Here is a 20,567-nt window from a genome sequence, read left to right as displayed (position 1 = left end):
CCGACCGCAGCGCTTCCATCGCGAGCAGGCTCGCTCCCACATTGGAATGATGTTCTCTGTGGGAGCGAGCCTGCTCGCGAAGGGGCCAGCCCAGACACAACAAAAAACGGCCTCCCATCGCGGAGGCCGTTTTGCATTCATTTCTTCCGGCTTTGCTTGCGCCGCCGCCATTGCCGCGCCACCCACCAGCGCCAGTACAGCATCACCAGAAAGTAGGCGAGGACGCCCAGCACCAGGCCGACGACCACCGAGCCCAATAAAAACGGCTGCCACAACGTCGACAGCTCACCGCTGATCCATTCCCAGGTCAGCTCGTCCGGCAGATGCCGCGCCGGCACATCCATCAGGAACGCCCCGGCCTGGTAGGTGCAGAAAAACACCGCCGGCATGGTGATCGGATTGGTCAGCCAGACCAGACTCACCGCGATCGGCATATTGCCGCGCACCATCACCGCCAATGCCGCCGCGACCAGCATCTGCGCAGGTATCGGCAGGAATGCCGCAAACAGGCCGACCGCCATCGCCCGGGCGACCGAGTGGCGGTTGAGATGCCAGAGGTTAGGGTCATGCAGCAACGTGCCGAGAAAGCGTAAGGATTTGTGTTCCCTGATGCTCGTCGGGTCGGGCATGTAACGTTTGAATAAGCGCCGGGGCATAAGGCTTCTCGGTCGGTTAAGGCGGCAAGTATGTCTGGATTCTACGAACCGCCCATTCAGACTTTGTGACAATTGTTGACGACAGTGGTGCCGCAGACCCGCTATGCCTAAGGAGGGGACTCTCAAGGACGGGCATATGCGCACAGGGATGATGGCGCTGGCAGTCGGTCTGCTGGCCCCGGTTTTTTTGCCGGCCTTGCCGCCGGTCGGCTTGTTGGTAGTGCTGCCAGTGGTGGCGCTGATGCTGCTGCCGTTTCGCAGCTATCCATTGGCATTTTTGCTGTTTGGCTTTACCTGGGCCTGCGTTAGCGCGCAGTGGGCGCTGAATGACCGCTTGCCACCGAGTCTGGACGGAGAAACCCGTTGGCTCGAAGGGCGTGTGGTCGGCTTGCCGCAGCACAGCGATGGCGTGGTGCGTTTCGAGCTGGCTGATGCGTGTTCACGCCATGAAAAACTGCCATCGCTGCTGCGCCTGGCCTGGTACGCCGGGCCGCCGGTCAATAGTGGTGAGCGTTGGCGTCTGGCGGTGAAATTGAAGCGCCCGAGTGGCTTGCTCAACCCGGACGCCTTCGATTACGAGGCCTGGCTGCTGGCGCAACGGATCGGGGCGACCGGCACTATCAAGGATGGCCAGCGCCTGGCTGAGGCCCGGTATGCATGGCGCGACGGCGTCCGCCAGCGCCTGCTGGCGGCCGATGCGCAAGGACGAGAGGGCGCGCTGGCGGCGCTGGTGCTTGGTGACGGTTCAGGCCTCAGTCGCGAGGATTGGCAGGTGCTGCAAGACACCGGCACCGTGCATTTGCTGGTGATCTCCGGCCAGCACATCGGCTTGCTCGCCGCAGTGATGTATCTGCTGGTCGCCGGGCTGGCGCGGTTCGGAATCTGGCCATTGCGCTGGCCATGGTTGCCGTGGGCCTGTGGCCTGGCATTCGCGGCGGCGCTGGGTTACGGCTTGCTCGCCGGCTTCGATGTGCCGGTGCAGCGCGCCTGCGTGATGGTGGCGCTTGTGCTGTTGTGGCGCCTGCGTTTTCGCCATCTCGGCGCGTGGTGGCCGTTGTTGCTGGCGTTCAATGGCGTGCTGTTGTTCGATCCGCTGGCCAGCTTGCGTCCCGGCTTCTGGCTGTCCTTCGCGGCGGTGGCAGTGTTGATCTTCACTTTCGGCGGGCGGCTAGGGGCCTGGCGGTGGTGGCAGACCTGGACCCGCGCACAGTGGCTGATCGCGATCGGCTTGTGTCCGGTGTTGCTGGCGCTGAGCTTGCCGATCAGCGTCAGCGGGCCTGTAGCCAATCTGCTGGCCGTTCCGTGGGTCAGCCTCGTGGTGCTGCCGCCGGCATTGCTTGGCACGCTATTGCTGCCCGTGCCTTATGTCGGCGAAGGGCTGCTATGGCTGGCCGGTGGTTTGATCGACTGGCTGTTTATCGGGCTGGCGCTGATTGCCGGGCAATGGCCAGCGTGGATACCTGCCGCCATTCAATTTTGGGCGTTGATACTGGGCAGCCTTGGCGTGATTTTATTGTTGTTGCCCCGTGGTGTGCCGCTGCGTCCGTTGGGCTGGCCGCTGCTCTTGCTCTTGGTGTTGCCGCCCCGAGAGCGCATGGAAGAAGGGCGGGCCGATGTCTGGCAACTCGACGTCGGCCAAGGCCTGGCCATCCTCATCCGCACCCGCCATCACGCGCTTCTCTATGACGCCGGCCCACGTTTCGGCGAGTTCGATCTCGGCGAGCGAGTGGTATTGCCAGCGTTACGTAAATTCAATGTGCAAGCGCTAGACCTGATGCTGCTCAGCCACGCTGACGCCGATCACGCTGGCGGCGCCCGGGCGGTCATGCGTGGCTTTAACGTGCACCGCGTGGTCAGCGGCGATCCGCCAAACCTGCCGCCCGAGTTGAGCGCCGAAGCCTGCGCGAGTGGCGAACAGTGGCAGTGGGACGGCGTGCAGTTCCAGCTCTGGCAATGGTCGGCAGCCGATGACAGCAACCAGCGCTCCTGTGTCTTGCAGATCGAGGCCAACGGCGAACGCCTGCTGCTCACCGGCGACATCGACATTCGCGCCGAGCGTGTCCTGCTCGACAGCCCGCTGGCCGTGCCGACGCAGTGGCTGCAATCGCCCCATCACGGCAGCCGCAGTTCATCATCGATGGCCCTGCTCAAAGCCTTGCAGCCCGAAGCGGTGCTGATCTCCCGTGGCCACGGCAACTCCTTCGGTCATCCTCATCCAACCGTGCTGGCGCGCTACCGCAAGCAAGGTCTGCGCATCTACGACAGCGCCGAGCAAGGCGCCATTCATCTGCAGCTGGGTAGCTTCAAGCCGCCCTGGACGATGCGTCAACAGCGGCGTTTCTGGCGCGATCCACCGGTGGCTGGCCGTTGATCGGTGCCAGCATGAGTGCCACCTCACGGTCGTCGGGGCGGCGACTCTTAATCGCGGATCGGTATGGTAAAGTGGCGCACTTTTTCGAGGGGACTGTCACTGTGTGGGAATTGGTCAAATCCGGCGGCTGGATGATGTTGCCGATCATTCTGAGTTCCATCGCGGCCATGGCGATCGTCGCCGAGCGCCTGTGGACACTGCGCGCCAGTCGCGTCACCCCCGAGCATCTGCTGGGTCAGGTCTGGGTCTGGATCAAGGACAAGCAGCTCAACAAGGAAAAACTCAAGGAATTGCGCGCCAACTCGCCGCTGGGGGAAATCCTCGCCGCAGGCCTGGCCAATTCCAAGCATGGTCGCGAGATCATGAAAGAGTGCATCGAAGAGGCCGCCGCGCGGGTCATTCATGAACTCGAACGCTACATCAACGCGCTCGGCACCATCGCCGCCATGGCGCCGCTGCTCGGCCTGCTCGGTACTGTGTTGGGCATGATCGATATTTTCAGTGCCTTCACCGGTTCCGGCATGACCACAAATGCTTCGGTACTGGCCGGCGGTATTTCCAAAGCGCTGATCACGACCGCAGCAGGCCTGATGGTCGGGATTCCAGCGGTGTTCTTCCACCGGTTTTTGCAGCGCCGCATCGACGAGTTGGTGGTCGGTATGGAGCAGGAAGCGATCAAACTGGTGGAAGTGGTGCAGGGCGACCGTGATGTCGATCTGGCCGAGGGCAAAGCGTGAAATTCCGTCGCAAGCCCCGGGAAACCGTAGACATCAACCTCGCGTCGCTGATTGACGTGGTGTTCATTCTGCTGCTGTTTTTCGTGGTCACTACCACTTTCACTCGGGAAACCCAGTTGCGCGTGGATCTGCCGGAAGCGGTCAGCGGTTCGCCTGCCGAAGATCAGCAAGTCAAACAGCTGGACGTCGCGATCAGTGCCGAAGGCGTGTTCTCGGTGAACAACAGGATTCTGCCGAAGAATGATCTGCCGACGCTGATGGAAGCCATGCAGAAAGAATCCAACGGCGACACCAACATGCCGCTGTCGATCAGTGCCGATGGCAAGGCCCAGCATCAATCGGTGATCACCGCCATGGACGCGGCCGGCAAGCTCGGTTTCAGCCATCTGCGCATGACCACGGTCGAGGCGGCGCCGAAATCCTGATGAGCCTGTCCGATCGCCTGCTCGCCGCGTGGTATCAGGGGCATCCGGCCCTGACGCTGCTGCGACCGCTGGAAATGCTGTATCGCCGCGTGGTGATCAACAAGCGTCAGCGCTTTCTCGACGGTGACGGAGAGATCTACCAATCGCCCGTGCCGCTGATCGTGGTCGGCAATATCACCGTTGGCGGCACGGGCAAGACGCCGATGATTCTCTGGCTGATCGAACATTGCCGACGCCGTGGACTGCGCGTCGGCGTGGTCAGTCGCGGTTACGGCGCCAAACCGCCGCAACTGCCGTGGCGCGTCGAGGCCGAGCACAGCGCCGAGATTGCCGGTGACGAGCCGCTGCTGATCGTCCAGCGCACCGGCGTGCCGCTGATGATTGATCCCGATCGCAGCGCCGCCGTCAAAGCCTTGATTGCCAGTGAGCCACTGGACCTGATTCTGTCTGACGACGGCATGCAGCATTATCGTCTGGCGCGGGATCTGGAACTGGTGCTGATCGATGCCGCACGGGGCTTGGGCAACCAGCGCTGTCTGCCGGCCGGGCCGTTGCGTGAGCCGGTCGAGCGCCTGCAAAGTGTGGATGGCGTGCTGTTCAACGGTGCCCTTGATGATCGCGACGATGGTTTCGCCTTCCGGCTGCAACCCACCGCACTGGTCAATCTGCGCAGCGGCGAGCGTCAGTCGCTCGAGCATTTCCCGCCCGGGCAAGCGCTGCACGCGGTGGCCGGGATCGGCAATCCGCAACGTTTCTTCAATACCCTCGAAGCGCTAGACTGGCGGCCGATCGCCCATGCATTTGCCGACCACGCCGAGTACAGCGTGCAGGCGTTGAATTTCACCCCGTCATTGCCGTTGGTGATGACCGAAAAGGACGCGGTGAAGTGCCGTGCCTTTGCTGCTGCCGACTGGTGGTATCTGGCGGTCGATGCCGTGCCGTCGCCAGCCTTTGTGGCCTGGTTCGACACTCAACTGATGCGCCTGTTGCCGGATCGTCTGCTGCCTTAACTCTTTTATTTCTGGGAATGTTCATGGACACCAAACTGCTCGACATCCTCGCTTGCCCCGTGTGCAAAGGCCCGCTCAAGCTCAGCGCCGACAAGACCGAACTGATCAGCAAGGGCGCCGGCCTGGCTTATCCGATCCGCGACGGCATCCCGGTGATGCTGGAAAGCGAAGCGCGCACCCTGACCACCGACGAGCGTCTGGATAAATGACCACAGCCTTCACCGTTGTCATCCCGTCGCGATTCGCCTCGACCCGTCTGCCGGGCAAGCCGTTGCTGGATATTGCCGGCAAGCCGATGATCCAGCATGTCTGGGAACAGGCGAGCAAAAGCAGCGCGACCCGCGTCGTGGTTGCCACCGATGACGCGCGCATCGTCGAGGCGTGCAAAAGCTTTGGTGCCGAAGTGGTGCTGACCCGTGAAGATCACAACTCCGGCACCGATCGTCTGGCCGAGGTCGCGGCTAAACTGGGCCTTGCGCCTGACGCGATCGTGGTCAACGTCCAGGGCGATGAGCCGCTGATTCCGCCAAGCGTGATCGACCAGGTCGCCGCCAACCTTGCTGCCCACACCGAAGCGCGCATGGCCACGCTGGCTGAGCCGATCGAAGACGTGGAGACCCTGTTCAACCCCAACGTTGTGAAGGTTTCCAGCGATATCAACGGTCTGGCCCTGACGTTCAGTCGTGCAACCTTGCCATGGGCACGCGATGCATTTGCCAAGAGCCGCGAGCAGCTGCCGGAAGGTGTGCCCTATCGTCGCCACATCGGTATTTATGCCTATCGCGCCGGGTTCCTCCACGACTTCGTGAGCTGGGGGCCGTGCTGGCTGGAAAACACCGAATCCCTTGAGCAACTGCGTGCCTTGTGGCATGGCGTGCGTATCCATGTTGCCGACGCGCTGATCGCGCCGCCGACCGGTGTCGACACCGTTGAAGACCTTGAGCGGGTTCGTCGCCTGCTGGGGGCCTGATGCGCGTTCTGTTTGTGTGCCTGGGCAACATTTGCCGTTCTCCTACCGCTGAAGGCGTGTTGCGCCACAAGTTGCGTGAAGCCGGGCTGGCGGATGTGGTCGAAGTGGCCTCCGCGGGCACCGGTGACTGGCACGTCGGCAACCCGCCGGACAAGCGCAGCCAGGCGGCGGCGAAACTGCGCGGTTATGACTTGTCGACGCAACGCGCGCAGCAGGTCAGCCGGGCCGATTTCGCCAGCTACGACCTGATTCTCGCCATGGACAACAGCAATCTGCGCAACCTCAAGGCTTTGCAGTCGTCCACCGGCAGGGCCGAGCTGGATCTGTTCCTGCGTCGTTACGCCGGGCTGGTCGATGAAGTGCCGGACCCGTATTACGACGGTGATCAGGGTTTCGAGCAGGTGCTGGATCTGATCGAAGCGGCCTGCGACCAGTTGCTGATCGAAGTGAAGGGCCGTTTATGAGTTTGCAGGTGCAACCGCAAGTATCTTTGCAGGCCTTCAATACGTTTGGCGTCGATGTGCGCGCGCAGCTGTTTGCCGAAGCCCACAGTGATGACGATGTCCGCGAAGCGCTGGCCTATGCCGCGTCCCATGACGTGCCGTTGCTGGTGATCGGCGGCGGCAGCAACTTGCTGCTGACGGCGGATATTCCGGCGTTGGTATTGCGCATGGCCACGCGCGGCATCCGCGTGCTCAGCGACGATGGCAGTCGCGTGGTGGTCGAGGCGGAAGCGGGCGAACCGTGGCATCCGTTCGTGCAGCACACGCTGGCCCAGGGTTTTGCCGGGCTGGAAAACCTCAGCCTGATTCCCGGCACCGTCGGCGCCGCGCCGATGCAGAACATCGGTGCCTATGGCGTCGAGATCAAGGATGTCTTCGCTGGGCTGACTGCGCTGGATCGCGAGAGCGGCGAGATGCGGGATTTCAGCCTGGAACAGTGCAACTTCGGCTACCGCGACAGTGTGTTCAAGCAGCAGCCGGGACGTTGGCTGATCCTGCGGGTGCGCTTCAAGCTTGATCGCGCCGCGCACCTGCATCTGGAATACGGCCCGGTCCGTCAGCGCCTGAGCGAGCAGGGCATCGAGCAGCCGACGCCCAACGACGTCAGCCGCGCCATCTGCAGCATCCGCAGCGAAAAACTGCCGGACCCGGCGGTGCTCGGCAATGCTGGCAGCTTTTTCAAGAATCCGCTGGTGCCTGCCGCTGTGGTCACGCAGATCAAAGCGCAGCACCCGGATCTGGTGGCTTACCCGCAAGCCGATGGGCAGATGAAACTGGCCGCTGGCTGGCTGATCGAACGCGCCGGCTGGAAGGGTTTTCGCGATGGCGATGCCGGCGTGCACAAGTTGCAGGCGCTGGTGCTGGTCAACTACGGCACGGCCACCGGCCTGCAACTGCTCGACCTGGCGCAACGTATCCAGAAAGACATCGCCGAACGCTTCCATGTCGAACTGGAAATGGAGCCCAACCGCTATTGAGGCTACGCTTGCCATAAGCCATTCAAAGCCCTGCACTGATGAAAAAGTGCAGGGCTTTTTTGTTAATGCTGGGTTAACTTAGCGAGCTAACGATACCAACCATTTGCTCCACCCAAAGGCCCGGTGCAGGCGTTCCCGTCGGCGCAAGAGAGCCTGATTAGCCTGAGTCGATCTGCGCGAACCCACCGCTGATTTCCGGCGGCAGATTGCTCGGCCCCATAACCACTAAAAAATATGCGGGCGTGCCCATGATTACCCTGAAACTCAACGGTCAAGACCACTCCCTCGATGTCACCGAAGACATGCCGCTGTTGTGGGCGATTCGTGACGTCGCCGGTTACAACGGCACCAAATTCGGTTGCGGCATGGGCCTGTGCGGCGCCTGCACCATCCATATCGACGGCTTGCCGGCACGCAGTTGCATCACGCCGATCGGCTCGGTAATCGGCCAGAACGTCACCACCATCGATAATCTCCACGCCGATCCGGTCGGCAAGGTCGTGCAGCAAGCCTGGCTCGACAGCGCCGTGGCTCAATGCGGTTATTGCCAGGGCGGGCAGATCATGTCGGCCACCGCTCTGCTGAAAACCAACCCCAACCCGAGCGACGCGCAGATCGAAGAAGCCATGGTCGGCAACATCTGCCGATGCGGTACTTACAACCGGATCAAAACCGCGATCCGCCAGGCCTCCACCCAACTGAAGGGGGTGAAGGCATGAGTCGCGTCCCGAATGATTTTGCCCTGAGCAACCTCAGCCGCCGTGGTTTTCTCAAAGGCGTCGGCGCCACTGGTGCGCTGGTCCTCGCCGCGAGCTGGGGCTGGCAGGATGCGCTGGCCGATGACGCTGCGAAGAAATTTGGCGCAGATGGCATGCCCAATGGCTGGATCGACGATCCCAAGGTCTACGTGAGCATTGCTGCCGATGGCAGCGTCACCGTGGTGTGCAACCGTTCGGAAATGGGCCAGGGCGTGCGCACCAGCCTGAGCATGGTGGTTGCCGATGAACTCGAGGCCGATTGGGCGCAGGTCAAAGTGCAGCAGGCGCCGGGTGACGAAGTGCGCTTCGGTAACCAGGACACCGATGGTTCGCGCAGCATGCGTCACTGGTACGAGCCGATGCGTCGTTGCGGCGCCGCCGCGCGGACCATGCTCGAACAGGCGGCCGCTGCGCAGTGGAAAGTGCCGGTTGGCGAATGCCATGCGCAACTGCACAAGGTCATTCACAAACCGTCCGGCCGCGAACTGGGCTACGGCGAACTCGCCGCTGCCGCCAGTGCGCTGGCAGTGCCGGCGCGTGACAGCCTGCGACTCAAGCAGCCGTCGGAATTTCGCTACATCGGCAAGGAAGGCACCAAGGCCATCGACGGTGCCGATATCGTCAATGGCCGCGCAGTGTACGGCGCCGACGTGCATTTCGACGGCATGCTCTACGCCACTATCGCTCGCCCGGCAGTGTACGGCGGCAAGGTCAAAAGCCTCGATGACAGCGCCGCGCTGAAAGTCCCCGGCGTGCTAAAAGTCATGCAGATCGAAGGTCGGCCGTTGCCGTCGGAGTTCCAGCCACTGGGCGGCGTCGCGGTTGTGGCCAGCAACACCTGGGCGGCGATCAAGGGCCGCGAGGCGCTGAAGATCGAGTGGGATGACGGACCGAATGCCAGTTATGACTCGATTGCCTATCGCAAAGAACTTGAAGCCGCGTCGCTGAAGGCCGGCAAAGTGGTGCGCAACACCGGTGACATCGACAAGGCCTTGAGCGGCGCCGCCAGCACTCTCGAAGCCTCGTATTACCTGCCGCACCTGGCGCAGGCACCGATGGAACCGATGGTTGCTATCGCCCGTTACAAGGACGGCGTCTGCGAAGCCTGGGCGCCGAGTCAGGCACCGCAGGTCACCCGCGAGCGCATCGCTGAGCGCCTGGGCGTGCCGTTGGAAAAGGTCACCTTCAACGTAACGTTGCTGGGCGGTGGTTTCGGGCGCAAGTCCAAACCGGATTTCGTCGTCGAAGCGGCGATTCTCGCCAAGGAATTTCCGGGCAAGGCTGTACGGGTGCAGTGGACCCGCGAAGACGACATCCACAATTCGTATTTCCACACTGTGTCGGCGGAATATCTCAAGGCGGGTATCGACAAGAACGGTATGCCGTCCGGGTGGCTGCATCGCACCGTGGCGCCAAGCATCACCGCGCTGTTTGCGCCGGACATGAACCATGAGGCGGCGTTCGAGCTGGGCATGGGCTTTACCAACATGGCCTACGCGATTCCCAACGTGCGCCTGGAAAACCCCGAAGCCAAGGTACACACGCGGGTCGGCTGGTATCGCTCGGTGTCGAACATTCCCCACGGCTTTGCGATTCAGAGTTTCGTCGACGAACTGGCGCACAAGGCCGGGGAAGATCCGCTCAAGTATCAGATCAAACTGCTCGGCCCGGATCGTCAGATCGATCCACGCACCTTGAGCGAAGAGTGGAACTACGGCGAATCGCCCGAGCGTTATCCGATCGACACCGGACGCATGCGCACGGTGCTGGAAACTGCCGCCAAGGCTGCCGGTTGGGGGCGCAAACTGCCCAAGGGCCGTGGTCTCGGTCTGGCGGTGCATTACAGCTTCGTCACCTATGTCGCGGCAGTGATCGAAGTCGAGGTCAAGGACGACGGTTCGCTGATCGTGCACAAGGCCGACATCGCCGTGGACTGTGGGCCGCAGATCAACCCTGAGCGCATCCGTTCGCAGTTCGAAGGCGCGTGCGTCATGGGCCTGGGCAACGCCGTGCTCGGTGAAATCAGCTTCAAGGACGGCAAGGTCCAGCAGGACAACTTCCATATGTACGAGGTCGCGCGCATGTCGCTGGCGCCCAAGGAAGTCGCTGTGCATCTGGTCACGCCGCCGGGTGAGGTGCCGTTGGGTGGCGTCGGTGAGCCGGGTGTGCCGCCGATTGCCCCGGCGCTGTGCAATGCGATCTTCGCCGCGACCGGCAAGCGCATCCGCAATCTGCCGGTGCGGTATCAGTTGCAAGGCTGGCAGAAGGCGCAAGCGTAATGGATAGCGTCGATCTCAACGTCCTGCGCAGCGTCCTCGAGTGGCGCCGCGCAGGGCAGCGGGTGGTGCTGTTCAGCGTGGTGCAGACCTGGGGCACCGCGCCGCGCTCGCCCGGCGCCATGCTCGCCTTGCGCGAGGACGGCGTGGTGATCGGCTCGGTGTCGGGCGGCTGTGTCGAAGATGACCTGATCGCACGACTGCACGACGGCCGCATCGCCACCGATGGTCCGCCAGTGCAGATGATTACCTACGGCGTGACCCGCGAGGAGGCCGCGCGTTTTGGCCTGCCTTGCGGCGGCACCCTGCGCCTGACCGAAGAGCGCGTCGGTGACCCGGCGTGGGTCGCCGAGCTGCTGCAGCGTTGCGAAAACCATGAAATCGTTGCCCGAGAACTGAACATCGAAACCGGCGAGGTGCGACTGGCTCCGGCGAATAAAACCGATTCGCTGGTGTTCGACGGCAAGGTTTTGCGGGCGATTTACGGCCCGCGCTGGCGCTTGTTGCTGATCGGTGCCGGGCAGTTGTCGCGCTACGTCGCCGACATGGCGCGGCTGCTGGATTTCGAAGTGCTGATCTGCGATCCGCGCACCGAGTTCGTTTACGGCTGGGAAGAGCAGCATGGCCGTTTCGTCCCCGGCATGCCGGACGAGGCGGTGTTGAACATCCACACCGACGAGCGCACGGCGATCGTCGCCTTGACTCACGATCCACGCCTGGACGACATGGCCTTGCTCACTGCGCTTGACTCGCCGGCGTTCTACGTCGGCGCGCTCGGTTCGCGAGTCAACAGCCAGAAGCGCCGGGAGAATCTGGCTCAGCTAGGCTTGTCGCAAGCGTCGATTGATCGCCTCCACGGACCGATCGGCTTGCACATCGGCAGTCATTCACCGGCCGAGATTGCCCTGTCGTTGCTGGCGGAAATTGTCGCGATAAAGAACGGTGTGGAGCTGAAACAGAAAAACCGCTGGAGGGTGCATGAGCCAATCCATCGCAGTGATCGTGCTGGCAGCAGGCGAGGGTAAACGCTTTCGCCAGATCGCCGGCCCCGACAAAGACAAATTGCTCGCTGACTGCACCGGGCGTGACGGCGCCTTGCGCTCGGTGATCGAGCAGGTGTTGGTCAATCTGCCGGCCAGTCTCGCCAAGCGCGTGCTGGTCACCACCGAGGCTCGACCGCAGGCGATGCGCATGGCCCAGGCTTATGGCTGCGACGTGGCGTCGATCGAATCGGCCGGCATGGGCGACAGCATTGCCGCAGGTGTTGCCGCTTGCCCGGAGGCGGATGGCTGGTTGATTGTGCTCGGCGATATGCCGTTTATCTTGCCTTCGAGTATCGAGCGAGTGGTTGCGGCGATGGCTGATGACGCGGTGAGCGTGCCGGTGCTGGATGGCGAATTTGGCCATCCCGTGGGGTTTGGTCGTTCGTTTGGCGCGCAATTGCAGGCGCTGACCGGCGATCGTGGCGCACGGCCGTTGTTTGCGCAGGGTAGGGTGGTGGAAGTGGCGGTGGATGATCCAGGGGTGTTGTGGGATATCGATGTGCCTGAATCTTTGGTATTTCCTCAGCCCTGAGCCGTGTTGAAATTCCTTGTGGGAGCGAGCCTGCTCGCGAATGCGCTGGTTCAGTTACATGAATAGTGTCTGCCCCAGCGTTTTCGCGAGCAGGCTCGCTCCCACAAAGATTCCGGATGATGCTGGAATTTCAGGCATAAAAAAGCCCCGCCAGGCTTTCACCAGGCGGGGCTTTTTATTGACTTCAGGAATTACACGAGTGGTTTAGGCTCGTGCTCTTTTTCCTGGGCTTCTTCGCGCTGTTCAACCGCGTCCTGAACGGAGCGTGGTGCTTCAGCGATCACCGATTCTACCGATGCTTCTTCCGCGACCGGGGTAGGGGCTGCCTCGATCACTTCAGCCGCAGGGGCTGGTTCGGCAGCCACTGGCGCTGCAGCGGCAGCCAGTTCGGCTTCCTTCTGCAGACGCTCGGCTTCACGCTTGCGACGACGCACTTCACGCGGATCGTTTGGCGCGCGGCCGTTTGGTGTCAGGGCGCTGACCGGAGCCGGAGCTTCAACCACAGGGGCTGGCGCTTCGACTGCGGCTGGCGCTTCTTCAACCTGAGCTTCGGCAACCGGAGCTTCAACCACTGGTGTCGGCGCTGGCTCTGCTGCTGCAACTACTGGCTCGGAAACCATGGCTTGCGGCACTTCGGCTTCAGCGACTGGTGCTGGTGCTTCGGTGACGGCTGGCTCGGCAACCCAGTTGAACGCAGTCTGCTCTTCGCGAACTTCACGCACGGTTTTGGTCACGTTTTCGCTGACGGTTTCTACCGCTGGCTCAGTGATGGCCGCTGGTGCTTCGACGACAGCTTCCGGTTCGGCAGTTGCTTCAACCTGAGGCTGAGCTTCGCGGACCGGAGCGACTTCGATTTCCGGTGCAGCAGTCACTTCCACTGGAGTGGTGGCTTCGACAACCGGCGCTTCGACTGGAGCAGTTTCCAGTGTGGCGGCGGTGGCGCGTTCAGCCTGCTCGTGGGCTTGGGCTTCTGCCGGAGCGCTGATGGTGCTGCTGGCAACGGCGGCGGTGACGGCCAGGCCAGCGGCCAGATCGGCAGTGCTTGGCTCGCCAGCGTTTTCAGCGGACTCTGATTCTTCCGAACCTTCGATCACGTTGCCGTTGGCATCACGTTGACGCTCGCGACGGTTGCTGCGACGACGCTGGCCACGGGAGCGACGACGTGGACGATCGCCTTCGGCGTTGTCCTGACCGTCTTCCGGCAGTTGCTCTTCGTTGCTGCTGTTCACTTCTTCTTCAGCGACGGCAGCAGCGGCCTGCTCGGCACGCGGTTGACGCTCTTCACGCGGTGGACGCGGAGCGCGTTCTTCGCGTGGCTGACGCGCCGGACGCTCTTCAGCGGTCACGGCAGCAACGGCTGCGGCTGGCGCGGCGTCCAGTGGCTCGCGCAATTCACGTACGCGTTCTTCGCGCTCGCCACGCGGCTTGCGATCTTCACGTGGTGCACGCGGTGCACGTTCTTCACGCGGGGCACGTGGTGCGCGCTCTTCGCGGGCGACAGGCGCTTCGCTGCGGGTTTCACGCGGCTCGCGGGCTTCACGTGGCTGGCGCTCTTCGCGCGGCTCGCGTGGTGCACGCTCTTCACGTGGAGCACGTTCTTCGCGCGGCTTGCGTTCTTCATCGCGGCGACCGTTACGGTTGCGGCTCTGCTGACGACCGTTGCGGCGCTCTTCGTTGCGGGCAGGACGCTCGGTGGCAGCCGGTTTCGCAACCGCGACCGGTGCGGCTGGCTCTTCCTTGGTGGCGAACAGGCTGACCAGCGACTTCACCAGGCCCTTGAACAGGCTTGGCTCAGGTGCGGCAACCGGTGCAGGAGCAGGTGCGGCAGGTGCAACTTCAGTCGGCACCGGTGCATTGGCACGGGCCGGCGCAGTTTTCACTGCAGCTTCCTGGCGAACCAGAGTGCGGGTCGCAGCGGCTGGCTGGACTTCTTCGACTTCGGCAGCGGCCGCAGCGATTTCGTAGCTGGACTGGTTGGTCGCGGCTTCCGGGCTGTCGTCACGCAGACGCTGAACTTCAAAGTGCGGCGTCTCGAGGTGATCGTTCGGCAGAATGACGATACGGGCACGGGTGCGCAGTTCGATCTTGGTGATCGAGTTGCGTTTTTCGTTGAGCAGGAACGCAGCGACCGGGATCGGCACTTGCGCGCGAACTTCGGCGGTGCGGTCCTTCAGGGCTTCTTCTTCGATCAGGCGCAGAATGGCCAGCGACAGCGATTCAACGTCACGGATGATGCCGGTGCCGTTGCAACGCGGGCAGACGATGCCGCTGCTTTCGCCCAGCGATGGACGCAGGCGCTGACGGGACATTTCCAGCAGGCCGAAACGCGAGATACGACCGATCTGCACGCGGGCGCGGTCAGCTTCCAGGCATTCGCGGACTTTCTCTTCCACGGCGCGCTGGTTCTTGGCCGGGGTCATGTCGATGAAGTCGATGACGATCAGGCCGCCGATGTCGCGCAGGCGCAACTGACGGGCGATTTCTTCGGCGGCTTCAAGGTTGGTCTGCAGAGCGGTTTCTTCGATGTCGCTGCCTTTGGTGGCGCGCGCCGAGTTGATGTCGATGGACACCAGGGCCTCGGTCGGATCGATGACGATGGAGCCGCCGGAAGGCAGTTCGACGACGCGCTGGAACGCGGTCTCGATCTGGCTTTCGATCTGGAAACGGTTGAACAGCGGCACGCTGTCTTCGTACAGCTTGATCTTGCTGGCGTACTGCGGCATCACCTGGCGAATGAAGGTCAGGGCTTCGTCCTGGGCTTCAACGCTGTCGATCAGCACTTCGCCGATGTCCTGGCGCAGGTAATCGCGGATGGCGCGGATGATCACGTTGCTTTCCTGGTAGATCAGGAATGGCGCGGAGCGATCCAGCGAGGCTTCTTTGATGGCGGTCCACAGTTGCAGCAGGTAGTCGAGGTCCCACTGCATTTCTTCGCTGCTGCGGCCCAGGCCGGCAGTGCGCACGATCAGGCCCATGTCGGCTGGAGCAACCAGGCCGTTCAGCGCTTCACGCAGTTCGTTGCGCTCTTCGCCTTCGATGCGACGGGAGATGCCGCCGGCACGCGGGTTGTTCGGCATCAGTACGAGGTAACGACCGGCCAGGCTGATGAAGGTGGTCAGGGCGGCGCCCTTGTTGCCACGTTCTTCTTTCTCGACCTGAACGATGACTTCCTGGCCTTCGCTCAGGACGTCCTTGATGTTGACGCGGCCTTCGGGGGCTTTCTTGAAGTATTCGCGGGAGATTTCTTTGAGGGGCAGGAAGCCGTGGCGCTCGGAGCCGAAATCGACAAAGGCAGCCTCAAGGCTTGGTTCGATGCGAGTGATGCGGCCTTTATAGATGTTGGCCTTCTTCTGCTCGCGTGCACCGGATTCGATGTCCAGGTCGTAGAGGCGCTGGCCATCTACCAGTGCAACACGCAACTCTTCGGGTTGAGTTGCGTTAATCAGCATTCTTTTCATGTAGTACCGTCGGTTTCCGGGCTGCCGGAAACGGCGTTCGGCACACACGACTTCTCACGGTCGGTGTCAGGTGCGTCGGGAGTGGTTGGCCATTCCCGTGTCCAGCGATGTGCGGCCAATTGGGCCGATACCGCGACGTACGCGTCCTGCTTGCTGTGGCTACTTAAGCACTCAGTCAGGAGGAGGAATCAACCAGCGGCTGTGGACGAGATGAAGCGTCTTGATCAAAGCTTGTTGCTACACAGTCCGGCGGTTGTGCATCTCCACCCTACACGTATCCCTGATAATTCGGGTGCTGCCGCGCGCAGAATCCGCAGCGGGTTGGCATTTACCGTGAGCTCCGAAAGGGGAGGTCACGCATCATGGCTAATTCAGGCGATGTTTCCGAAGCAATCGCTCGGGGTCATTCGCAGTCGACTGCACTTTGTGAACTGGCCTTGAATGTTGCCTGCCGGGCGAGTCAGAACTCTGCACGGCGGTGTAATTCAGGCCTCATGTCACCTGCGCTCGTTACAACCGCAAACTCCACCGTTACGTAGCGAAAGCCCCGTAGGACGGCCTCGCGCCCTGGTGAATTGCGTTGGTCAGGGCCGGTCTTTGACCGTGGTTCCGCTGTCCAGGCCGCTTTTGGCGGCGTTCGCGACTATAGCAGCAATGATTAAGTGCTTCAATTCCATAAAAATTGTTATCATCCGCGGCATGACAACTACTGCCCCTTCGACTCCAGGCGTTCAACTGCTTGAAGTCTCGCCGGAGTATGCCGGCCAACGAATCGACAACTTTCTCCTCGCCCGGCTCAAAGGCGTGCCCAAGACCTTGATTTACCGCATTTTGCGCAAAGGCGAAGTGCGTGTTAACAAAGGTCGGATCAAGCCCGAATACAAGCTGCAGGCCGGCGATATCGTGCGCGTGCCGCCGGTTCGTGTACCTGAGCGCGACGAACCGGTGCCGCTGGCCCAGGGGTTGTTGCAACGCCTGGAAGCTTCGATTGTCTTCGAAGACAAGGCCCTGATCGTGATCAACAAGCCCGCCGGCATTGCGGTTCATGGCGGCAGCGGGCTGAATTTCGGCGTGATCGAAGCCTTTCGTCAGTTGCGTCCCGACGCCAAGGAGCTGGAGCTGGTTCACCGTCTCGACCGTGACACCTCCGGCCTGCTGATGATCGCCAAAAAACGCAGCATGTTGCGCCACCTGCACGAGCAACTGCGCGGCGATGGCGTCGACAAGCGCTACATGGCGCTGGTCCGTGGCAACTGGGCAGCCTCGATCAAGCAGGTTCGCGCACCGTTGCTCAAGAGCAATCTGCGCTCCGGCGAGCGCATGGTCGAAGTCAATGACGAGGGCAAAGAAGCCCTGACGCTGTTCAAGGTGCTGCGCCGCTTCGGCGATTTTGCCACCATGGTCGAGGCGAAACCGGTTACCGGTCGTACCCACCAGATTCGCGTGCACACCTTGCATGCTGGCCATTGCATTGCCGGTGACAGCAAATATGGCGACGAGGATTTCACCAAGGAAATCCGCGATCTGGGTGGCAAGCGCTTGTTCCTGCACGCCTACATGCTGACCGTGCCGCTACCCGACGGCGGCAAGCTGAATCTGCAAGCGCCCGTCGATGAAATGTGGGCCAAGACCGTGGAGCGATTGAGTGCGCCCATCTGATTACAAACTGCTGATTTTCGACTGGGACGGCACTCTCGCCGATTCCATCCATCGGATCGTCGAGGCCATGCACTCGGCGTCCGGGCGTTCCGGTTTCGAGCTGCGCGATGACTTCGCCGTCAAAGGCATTATCGGTCTCGGCTTGCCGGAAGCGATTCGTACGCTGTATCCGGAAATCAGCGACGCAGAAATGCTCGCGTTTCGCGAGTACTACGCCGATCACTACATCGCTGCCGAAGCCGTGCCTTCGCCGCTGTTCGAGGGCGTGGTCGAGTCGATGGCATCGTTTCGTGAGCAGGGTTATCACCTGGCGGTAGCGACGGGCAAGAATCGTCGCGGACTGGATCGGGTGCTCAAGGCCAATGGCTGGGAAGATTATTTCGATATCACCCGCGCCGCCGATGAAACTGCCAGCAAGCCGCACCCTCTGATGCTTGAGCAGATCGTCAGCCACTGTGGCGTACGCCCGGAGCAGGCGTTGATGGTCGGTGATTCGTCGTTCGATCTGCTGATGGCGCGCAACGCGGGGATGGATTCGGTGGCGGTCAGTTATGGCGCGCAATCGATCGAGTCCCTGCAACAGTTCGAGCCGCGCCTGTCGATCGACCGTTTTTCTGAATTGCACGCCTGGCTGGGTCAGCGGGCTTAATACGTTTTTGCTGGGGTAGATGGCATGACCGACGAATGGAAAGCACCGGCCAAGGCAAGTGCCGACGACGGTGACGCGAAAAGCTGGAAGCTGTTGGAAAAGACTTTGCTGGCCGGCGTGCAGGAACAACGCCGTTCGCGGCGCTGGGGGATTTTCTTCAAGCTGCTGACGTTTGTTTATCTTTTTGTTGCGCTGCTGCTGTTCACGCCGCTGATGGACATGGAAAAAAGCGCCACCCGCGGCCCGAACTACACGGCGTTGATCGAGATCGACGGTGTGATCGCCGACAAGGAACCGGCCAGCGCCGACAATATCGTTGGCAGCCTGCGTGCGGCGTTCGAAGACAAAAAGGTCAAGGGCGTAGTCCTGCGCATCAACAGCCCGGGCGGCAGTCCGGTGCAGTCCGGTTATGTCTATGACGAGATCAAGCGGCTGCGTGCGCTGCATCCGGAGATCAAGCTCTACGCGGTGATTTCCGATCTTGGTGCTTCGGGCGCCTATTACATCGCCAGCGCGGCGGATCAGATCTACGCCGACAAGGCCAGTCTGGTTGGCTCGATCGGCGTGACGGCGGCGGGTTACGGTTTCGTCGGCACCATGGAAAAACTCGGCGTTGAGCGCCGCACCTACACCTCGGGCGAGCACAAGGCATTCCTGGATCCGTTCCAGCCGCAAAAGCCTGAAGAAACCGCATTCTGGCAAAGCGTGCTCGACACCACGCACAAGCAGTTCATCAACAGCGTCAAGCAGGGTCGTGGTGATCGCCTGAAGGACAAAGAGCATCCGGAGCTGTTTTCCGGGCTGGTCTGGTCGGGTGAGCAGGCGCTGCCGCTGGGCCTGATCGATGGCTTGGGCAGTGCCAGTTCGGTGGCGCGTGATGTGATTGGCGAGAAGGAGCTGGTGGACTTCACCGTGCAGGAATCGCCGTTCGATCGTTTCTCGAAGAAGCTTGGTGCCAGCGTGGCGGAGCAGTTGGCGATGTGGATGGGTTTCCACGGGCCTTCGTTGCGGTAAATTGCCGGTAGATCAAAAGATCGCAGCCTGCGGCAGCTCCTACAGGATTAATGTTCACCCGCTTTTTTTTGCGGTGACGCCGATTCTGTAGGAGCTGCCGAAGGCTGCGATCTTTTGCTTTTAAGGGGTTTGCACACCCTCGACCAACAACATATCGATCAGGCGAATGAGCGGCAGGCCGACCAAGCTGGTGGCGTCCGGACCTTCGGTCGATTGAAACAGGCTCACGCCCAGTCCTTCGGCCTTGAAGCTGCCGGCGCAGTCGTACGGCTGCTCGATGCGCAGGTAGCGTTCGATGCGCGCCTGATCCAGCTGACGCATGTGCACGGTAAACGGCACGCAGTCGACCTGGCATTGCCCGGTCTGGCTGTTGAGCAGTGCCAGGCCGGTCAGGAAGGTCACGCTCGCGCCGCTGGCCGCCATCAATTGCTCGCGAGCCTTTTCGAAGGTGTGCGGCTTGCCGATGATCTGTTCGCCCAGGACGGCGACCTGATCCGAGCCAATGATCAGATGAGCAGGGTGGCTATCCGCCAGGGCGCGGGCTTTTTCCTCGGCGAGGCGTTTGACCAGATCGATCGCGGATTCGCCCGGGCGGTGGCTTTCGTCGATGTCCGGCGAGCTGCAGACGAACGGCAGGTGCAGGCGGGCGAGCAATTCGCGGCGATAAGTCGAGCTTGAAGCGAGTAATAAAGGCAGCATGGACGTCTCCTGAGGCAGGTGCGGATTCTAGCGGAGGCGCGCAAGTGACGGACAGGGCACAATTTCCTTTGACATGGGTGGGTGCATCCCTATAATGCTGCGCCTATGTTGAATGACCCGATTCCACCTCACGTTGACCCGCGCAAATTGGCTGACCGTGGCACCACCCTTCAAGGTGAACTGCTGCTGGCCGATTTGAAGAGACTCTGCGACCCGCTTTCCGACGATGTCGGTACGGTGCAGGCCAAATTCGTTTTTGAACGAGATGAACGTAAGTCTGTGGTCATCCACAGCTTTATCGACACCGAAGTCAAAATGGTTTGCCAGCGTTGTCTTGAGCTGGTCACCCTGCCGATCCACAGCGAATGCAGTTACGCGGTGGTGAAGGAGGGTGCGAATACCCAGTCGTTGCCGAAAGGTTATGACGTGCTGGAACTGGGCGAAGATCCATTGGATCTGCAGTCACTGATCGAGGAGGAGCTTCTGCTCGCCTTGCCCATTGTGCCTGCTCATCATCCGGAAGAATGCCAGCAGCCGGCGGGAGCAGATGAGCCCGAACCGAGCGAGGACGAGGTAACGCGGTCCAACCCGTTCAGTGTATTGGCGCAGTTAAAGCGTGACCCAAACGTTTAGGAGTTAATCAATTATGGCTGTTCAGCAGAACAAAAAATCCCGCTCTGCCCGTGACATGCGCCGTTCGCACGACGCTCTCGAGGCTAGCACCCTGTCTGTAGAAAAAACCACTGGTGAAGTTCACCTGCGTCACCACGTATCGCCAGAAGGCGTATACCGTGGCCGTAAAGTGATCGACAAGGGCGCTGACGAGTAAT

At 61.7% G+C, this 20,567-nt stretch carries 20 protein-coding genes; 17 read left to right on the top strand and 3 right to left on the bottom strand.

What is annotated here, in order from left to right:
• Positions 1-137: 137 nt before the first annotated feature.
• Positions 138-656 carry a DUF2062 domain-containing protein gene (locus PS14A_RS18120; RefSeq protein WP_212616900.1) on the bottom strand — a complete coding sequence of 173 codons (519 nt, stop codon included), beginning with the start codon at positions 654-656 and terminating at the stop codon, positions 138-140.
• A gap of 136 nt (positions 657-792) precedes the next feature.
• Here PS14A_RS18120 and PS14A_RS18115 point away from each other — a divergent pair, with 136 nt between their 5' ends.
• The 12 genes from PS14A_RS18115 to PS14A_RS18060 all read left to right on the top strand — a co-directional run bounded on the left by PS14A_RS18115 (position 793) and on the right by PS14A_RS18060 (position 12,258).
• On the top strand, positions 793-3,027 hold the full coding sequence (locus PS14A_RS18115; protein ID WP_130911828.1) for a DNA internalization-related competence protein ComEC/Rec2: 2,235 nt from the start codon (positions 793-795) through the stop codon (positions 3,025-3,027).
• Between the two features lie 101 nt (positions 3,028-3,128).
• On the top strand, positions 3,129-3,764 hold the full coding sequence (locus PS14A_RS18110) for a MotA/TolQ/ExbB proton channel family protein (protein ID WP_016771007.1): 636 nt from the start codon (positions 3,129-3,131) through the stop codon (positions 3,762-3,764).
• Positions 3,761-4,189 (top strand): biopolymer transporter ExbD, encoded by a 429-nt coding sequence (locus tag PS14A_RS18105; protein WP_212616899.1) that lies wholly within the window; start codon positions 3,761-3,763, stop codon positions 4,187-4,189. The genes PS14A_RS18110 and PS14A_RS18105 overlap by 4 nt, the downstream gene beginning before the upstream one ends.
• On the top strand, positions 4,189-5,199 hold the full coding sequence (lpxK, locus tag PS14A_RS18100; protein ID WP_212616898.1) for a tetraacyldisaccharide 4'-kinase: 1,011 nt from the start codon (positions 4,189-4,191) through the stop codon (positions 5,197-5,199). Before PS14A_RS18105 ends, lpxK begins: the two co-directional genes overlap by 1 nt.
• Before the next feature lie 23 nt (positions 5,200-5,222).
• The gene (locus tag PS14A_RS18095) at positions 5,223-5,408 is read left to right on the top strand and encodes a Trm112 family protein (protein WP_003179363.1); all 186 of its coding nucleotides are present in this window, start codon (positions 5,223-5,225) and stop codon (positions 5,406-5,408) included.
• Positions 5,405-6,169 carry a 3-deoxy-manno-octulosonate cytidylyltransferase gene (kdsB, locus tag PS14A_RS18090; protein ID WP_073472249.1) on the top strand — a complete coding sequence of 255 codons (765 nt, stop codon included), beginning with the start codon at positions 5,405-5,407 and terminating at the stop codon, positions 6,167-6,169. Before PS14A_RS18095 ends, kdsB begins: the two co-directional genes overlap by 4 nt.
• Positions 6,169-6,633 (top strand): low molecular weight protein-tyrosine-phosphatase, encoded by a 465-nt coding sequence (locus PS14A_RS18085; protein WP_212616897.1) that lies wholly within the window; start codon positions 6,169-6,171, stop codon positions 6,631-6,633. The genes kdsB and PS14A_RS18085 overlap by 1 nt, the downstream gene beginning before the upstream one ends.
• Positions 6,630-7,649: a UDP-N-acetylmuramate dehydrogenase gene (murB, locus tag PS14A_RS18080; RefSeq protein WP_212616896.1), complete on the top strand. Its 1,020-nt coding sequence runs from the start codon at positions 6,630-6,632 to the stop codon at positions 7,647-7,649. Before PS14A_RS18085 ends, murB begins: the two co-directional genes overlap by 4 nt.
• Positions 7,650-7,897: 248 nt before the next feature.
• On the top strand, positions 7,898-8,368 hold the full coding sequence (locus PS14A_RS18075) for a (2Fe-2S)-binding protein (protein WP_123443604.1): 471 nt from the start codon (positions 7,898-7,900) through the stop codon (positions 8,366-8,368).
• A complete protein-coding gene (locus PS14A_RS18070) occupies positions 8,365-10,686 on the top strand; it encodes a xanthine dehydrogenase family protein molybdopterin-binding subunit (protein WP_212616895.1) in 2,322 nt (773 codons plus the stop codon). Before PS14A_RS18075 ends, PS14A_RS18070 begins: the two co-directional genes overlap by 4 nt.
• Complete coding sequence (locus PS14A_RS18065; protein WP_249121341.1) at positions 10,686-11,708, top strand: XdhC family protein; 1,023 nt, start codon at positions 10,686-10,688, stop codon at positions 11,706-11,708. The genes PS14A_RS18070 and PS14A_RS18065 overlap by 1 nt, the downstream gene beginning before the upstream one ends.
• Positions 11,662-12,258, top strand: coding sequence for a nucleotidyltransferase family protein (locus PS14A_RS18060; RefSeq protein ID WP_212616894.1), 597 nt, complete (start codon positions 11,662-11,664; stop codon positions 12,256-12,258). Before PS14A_RS18065 ends, PS14A_RS18060 begins: the two co-directional genes overlap by 47 nt.
• 191 nt (positions 12,259-12,449) lie before the next feature.
• Here PS14A_RS18060 and rne read toward each other — a convergent pair whose 3' ends face one another.
• Positions 12,450-15,716, bottom strand: coding sequence for a ribonuclease E (gene rne, locus PS14A_RS18055; protein ID WP_212616893.1), 3,267 nt, complete (start codon positions 15,714-15,716; stop codon positions 12,450-12,452).
• Positions 15,717-16,415: 699 nt separating this feature from the next.
• On the opposite strand from rne, the gene rluC reads away from it, so the two are divergent.
• The 3 genes from rluC to sppA are packed head-to-tail and all read left to right on the top strand — an operon-like array spanning position 16,416 to position 19,038.
• Entirely contained in the window at positions 16,416-17,375 is a 960-nt protein-coding gene (gene rluC / locus PS14A_RS18050; RefSeq protein ID WP_212616892.1) for a 23S rRNA pseudouridine(955/2504/2580) synthase RluC, read from the top strand.
• A complete protein-coding gene (locus PS14A_RS18045; protein WP_016770993.1) occupies positions 17,362-18,024 on the top strand; it encodes an HAD-IA family hydrolase in 663 nt (220 codons plus the stop codon). The genes rluC and PS14A_RS18045 overlap by 14 nt, the downstream gene beginning before the upstream one ends.
• Before the next feature lie 24 nt (positions 18,025-18,048).
• Positions 18,049-19,038: a signal peptide peptidase SppA gene (sppA, locus tag PS14A_RS18040; RefSeq protein WP_076563808.1), complete on the top strand. Its 990-nt coding sequence runs from the start codon at positions 18,049-18,051 to the stop codon at positions 19,036-19,038.
• Positions 19,039-19,158: 120 nt separating this feature from the next.
• Here the strand turns inward: sppA and PS14A_RS18035 are convergent, their stop codons facing one another.
• A complete protein-coding gene (locus PS14A_RS18035; RefSeq protein ID WP_212616891.1) occupies positions 19,159-19,737 on the bottom strand; it encodes a nucleoside triphosphate pyrophosphatase in 579 nt (192 codons plus the stop codon).
• Positions 19,738-19,842: 105 nt separating this feature from the next.
• Here PS14A_RS18035 and PS14A_RS18030 point away from each other — a divergent pair, with 105 nt between their 5' ends.
• Together PS14A_RS18030 and rpmF are read left to right on the top strand one after the other, a co-directional pair.
• Entirely contained in the window at positions 19,843-20,370 is a 528-nt protein-coding gene (locus PS14A_RS18030; protein WP_003204262.1) for a YceD family protein, read from the top strand.
• A gap of 13 nt (positions 20,371-20,383) precedes the next feature.
• The gene (gene rpmF, locus PS14A_RS18025) at positions 20,384-20,566 is read left to right on the top strand and encodes a 50S ribosomal protein L32 (protein WP_003179396.1); all 183 of its coding nucleotides are present in this window, start codon (positions 20,384-20,386) and stop codon (positions 20,564-20,566) included.
• Position 20,567 lies beyond the last annotated feature (1 nt).

It is taken from the genome of Pseudomonas sp. 14A, assembly GCF_018132745.1.
GTDB lineage: Bacteria > Pseudomonadota > Gammaproteobacteria > Pseudomonadales > Pseudomonadaceae > Aquipseudomonas > Aquipseudomonas mercuritolerans.
This window is presented reverse-complemented; position numbering and strand designations above follow the sequence as displayed.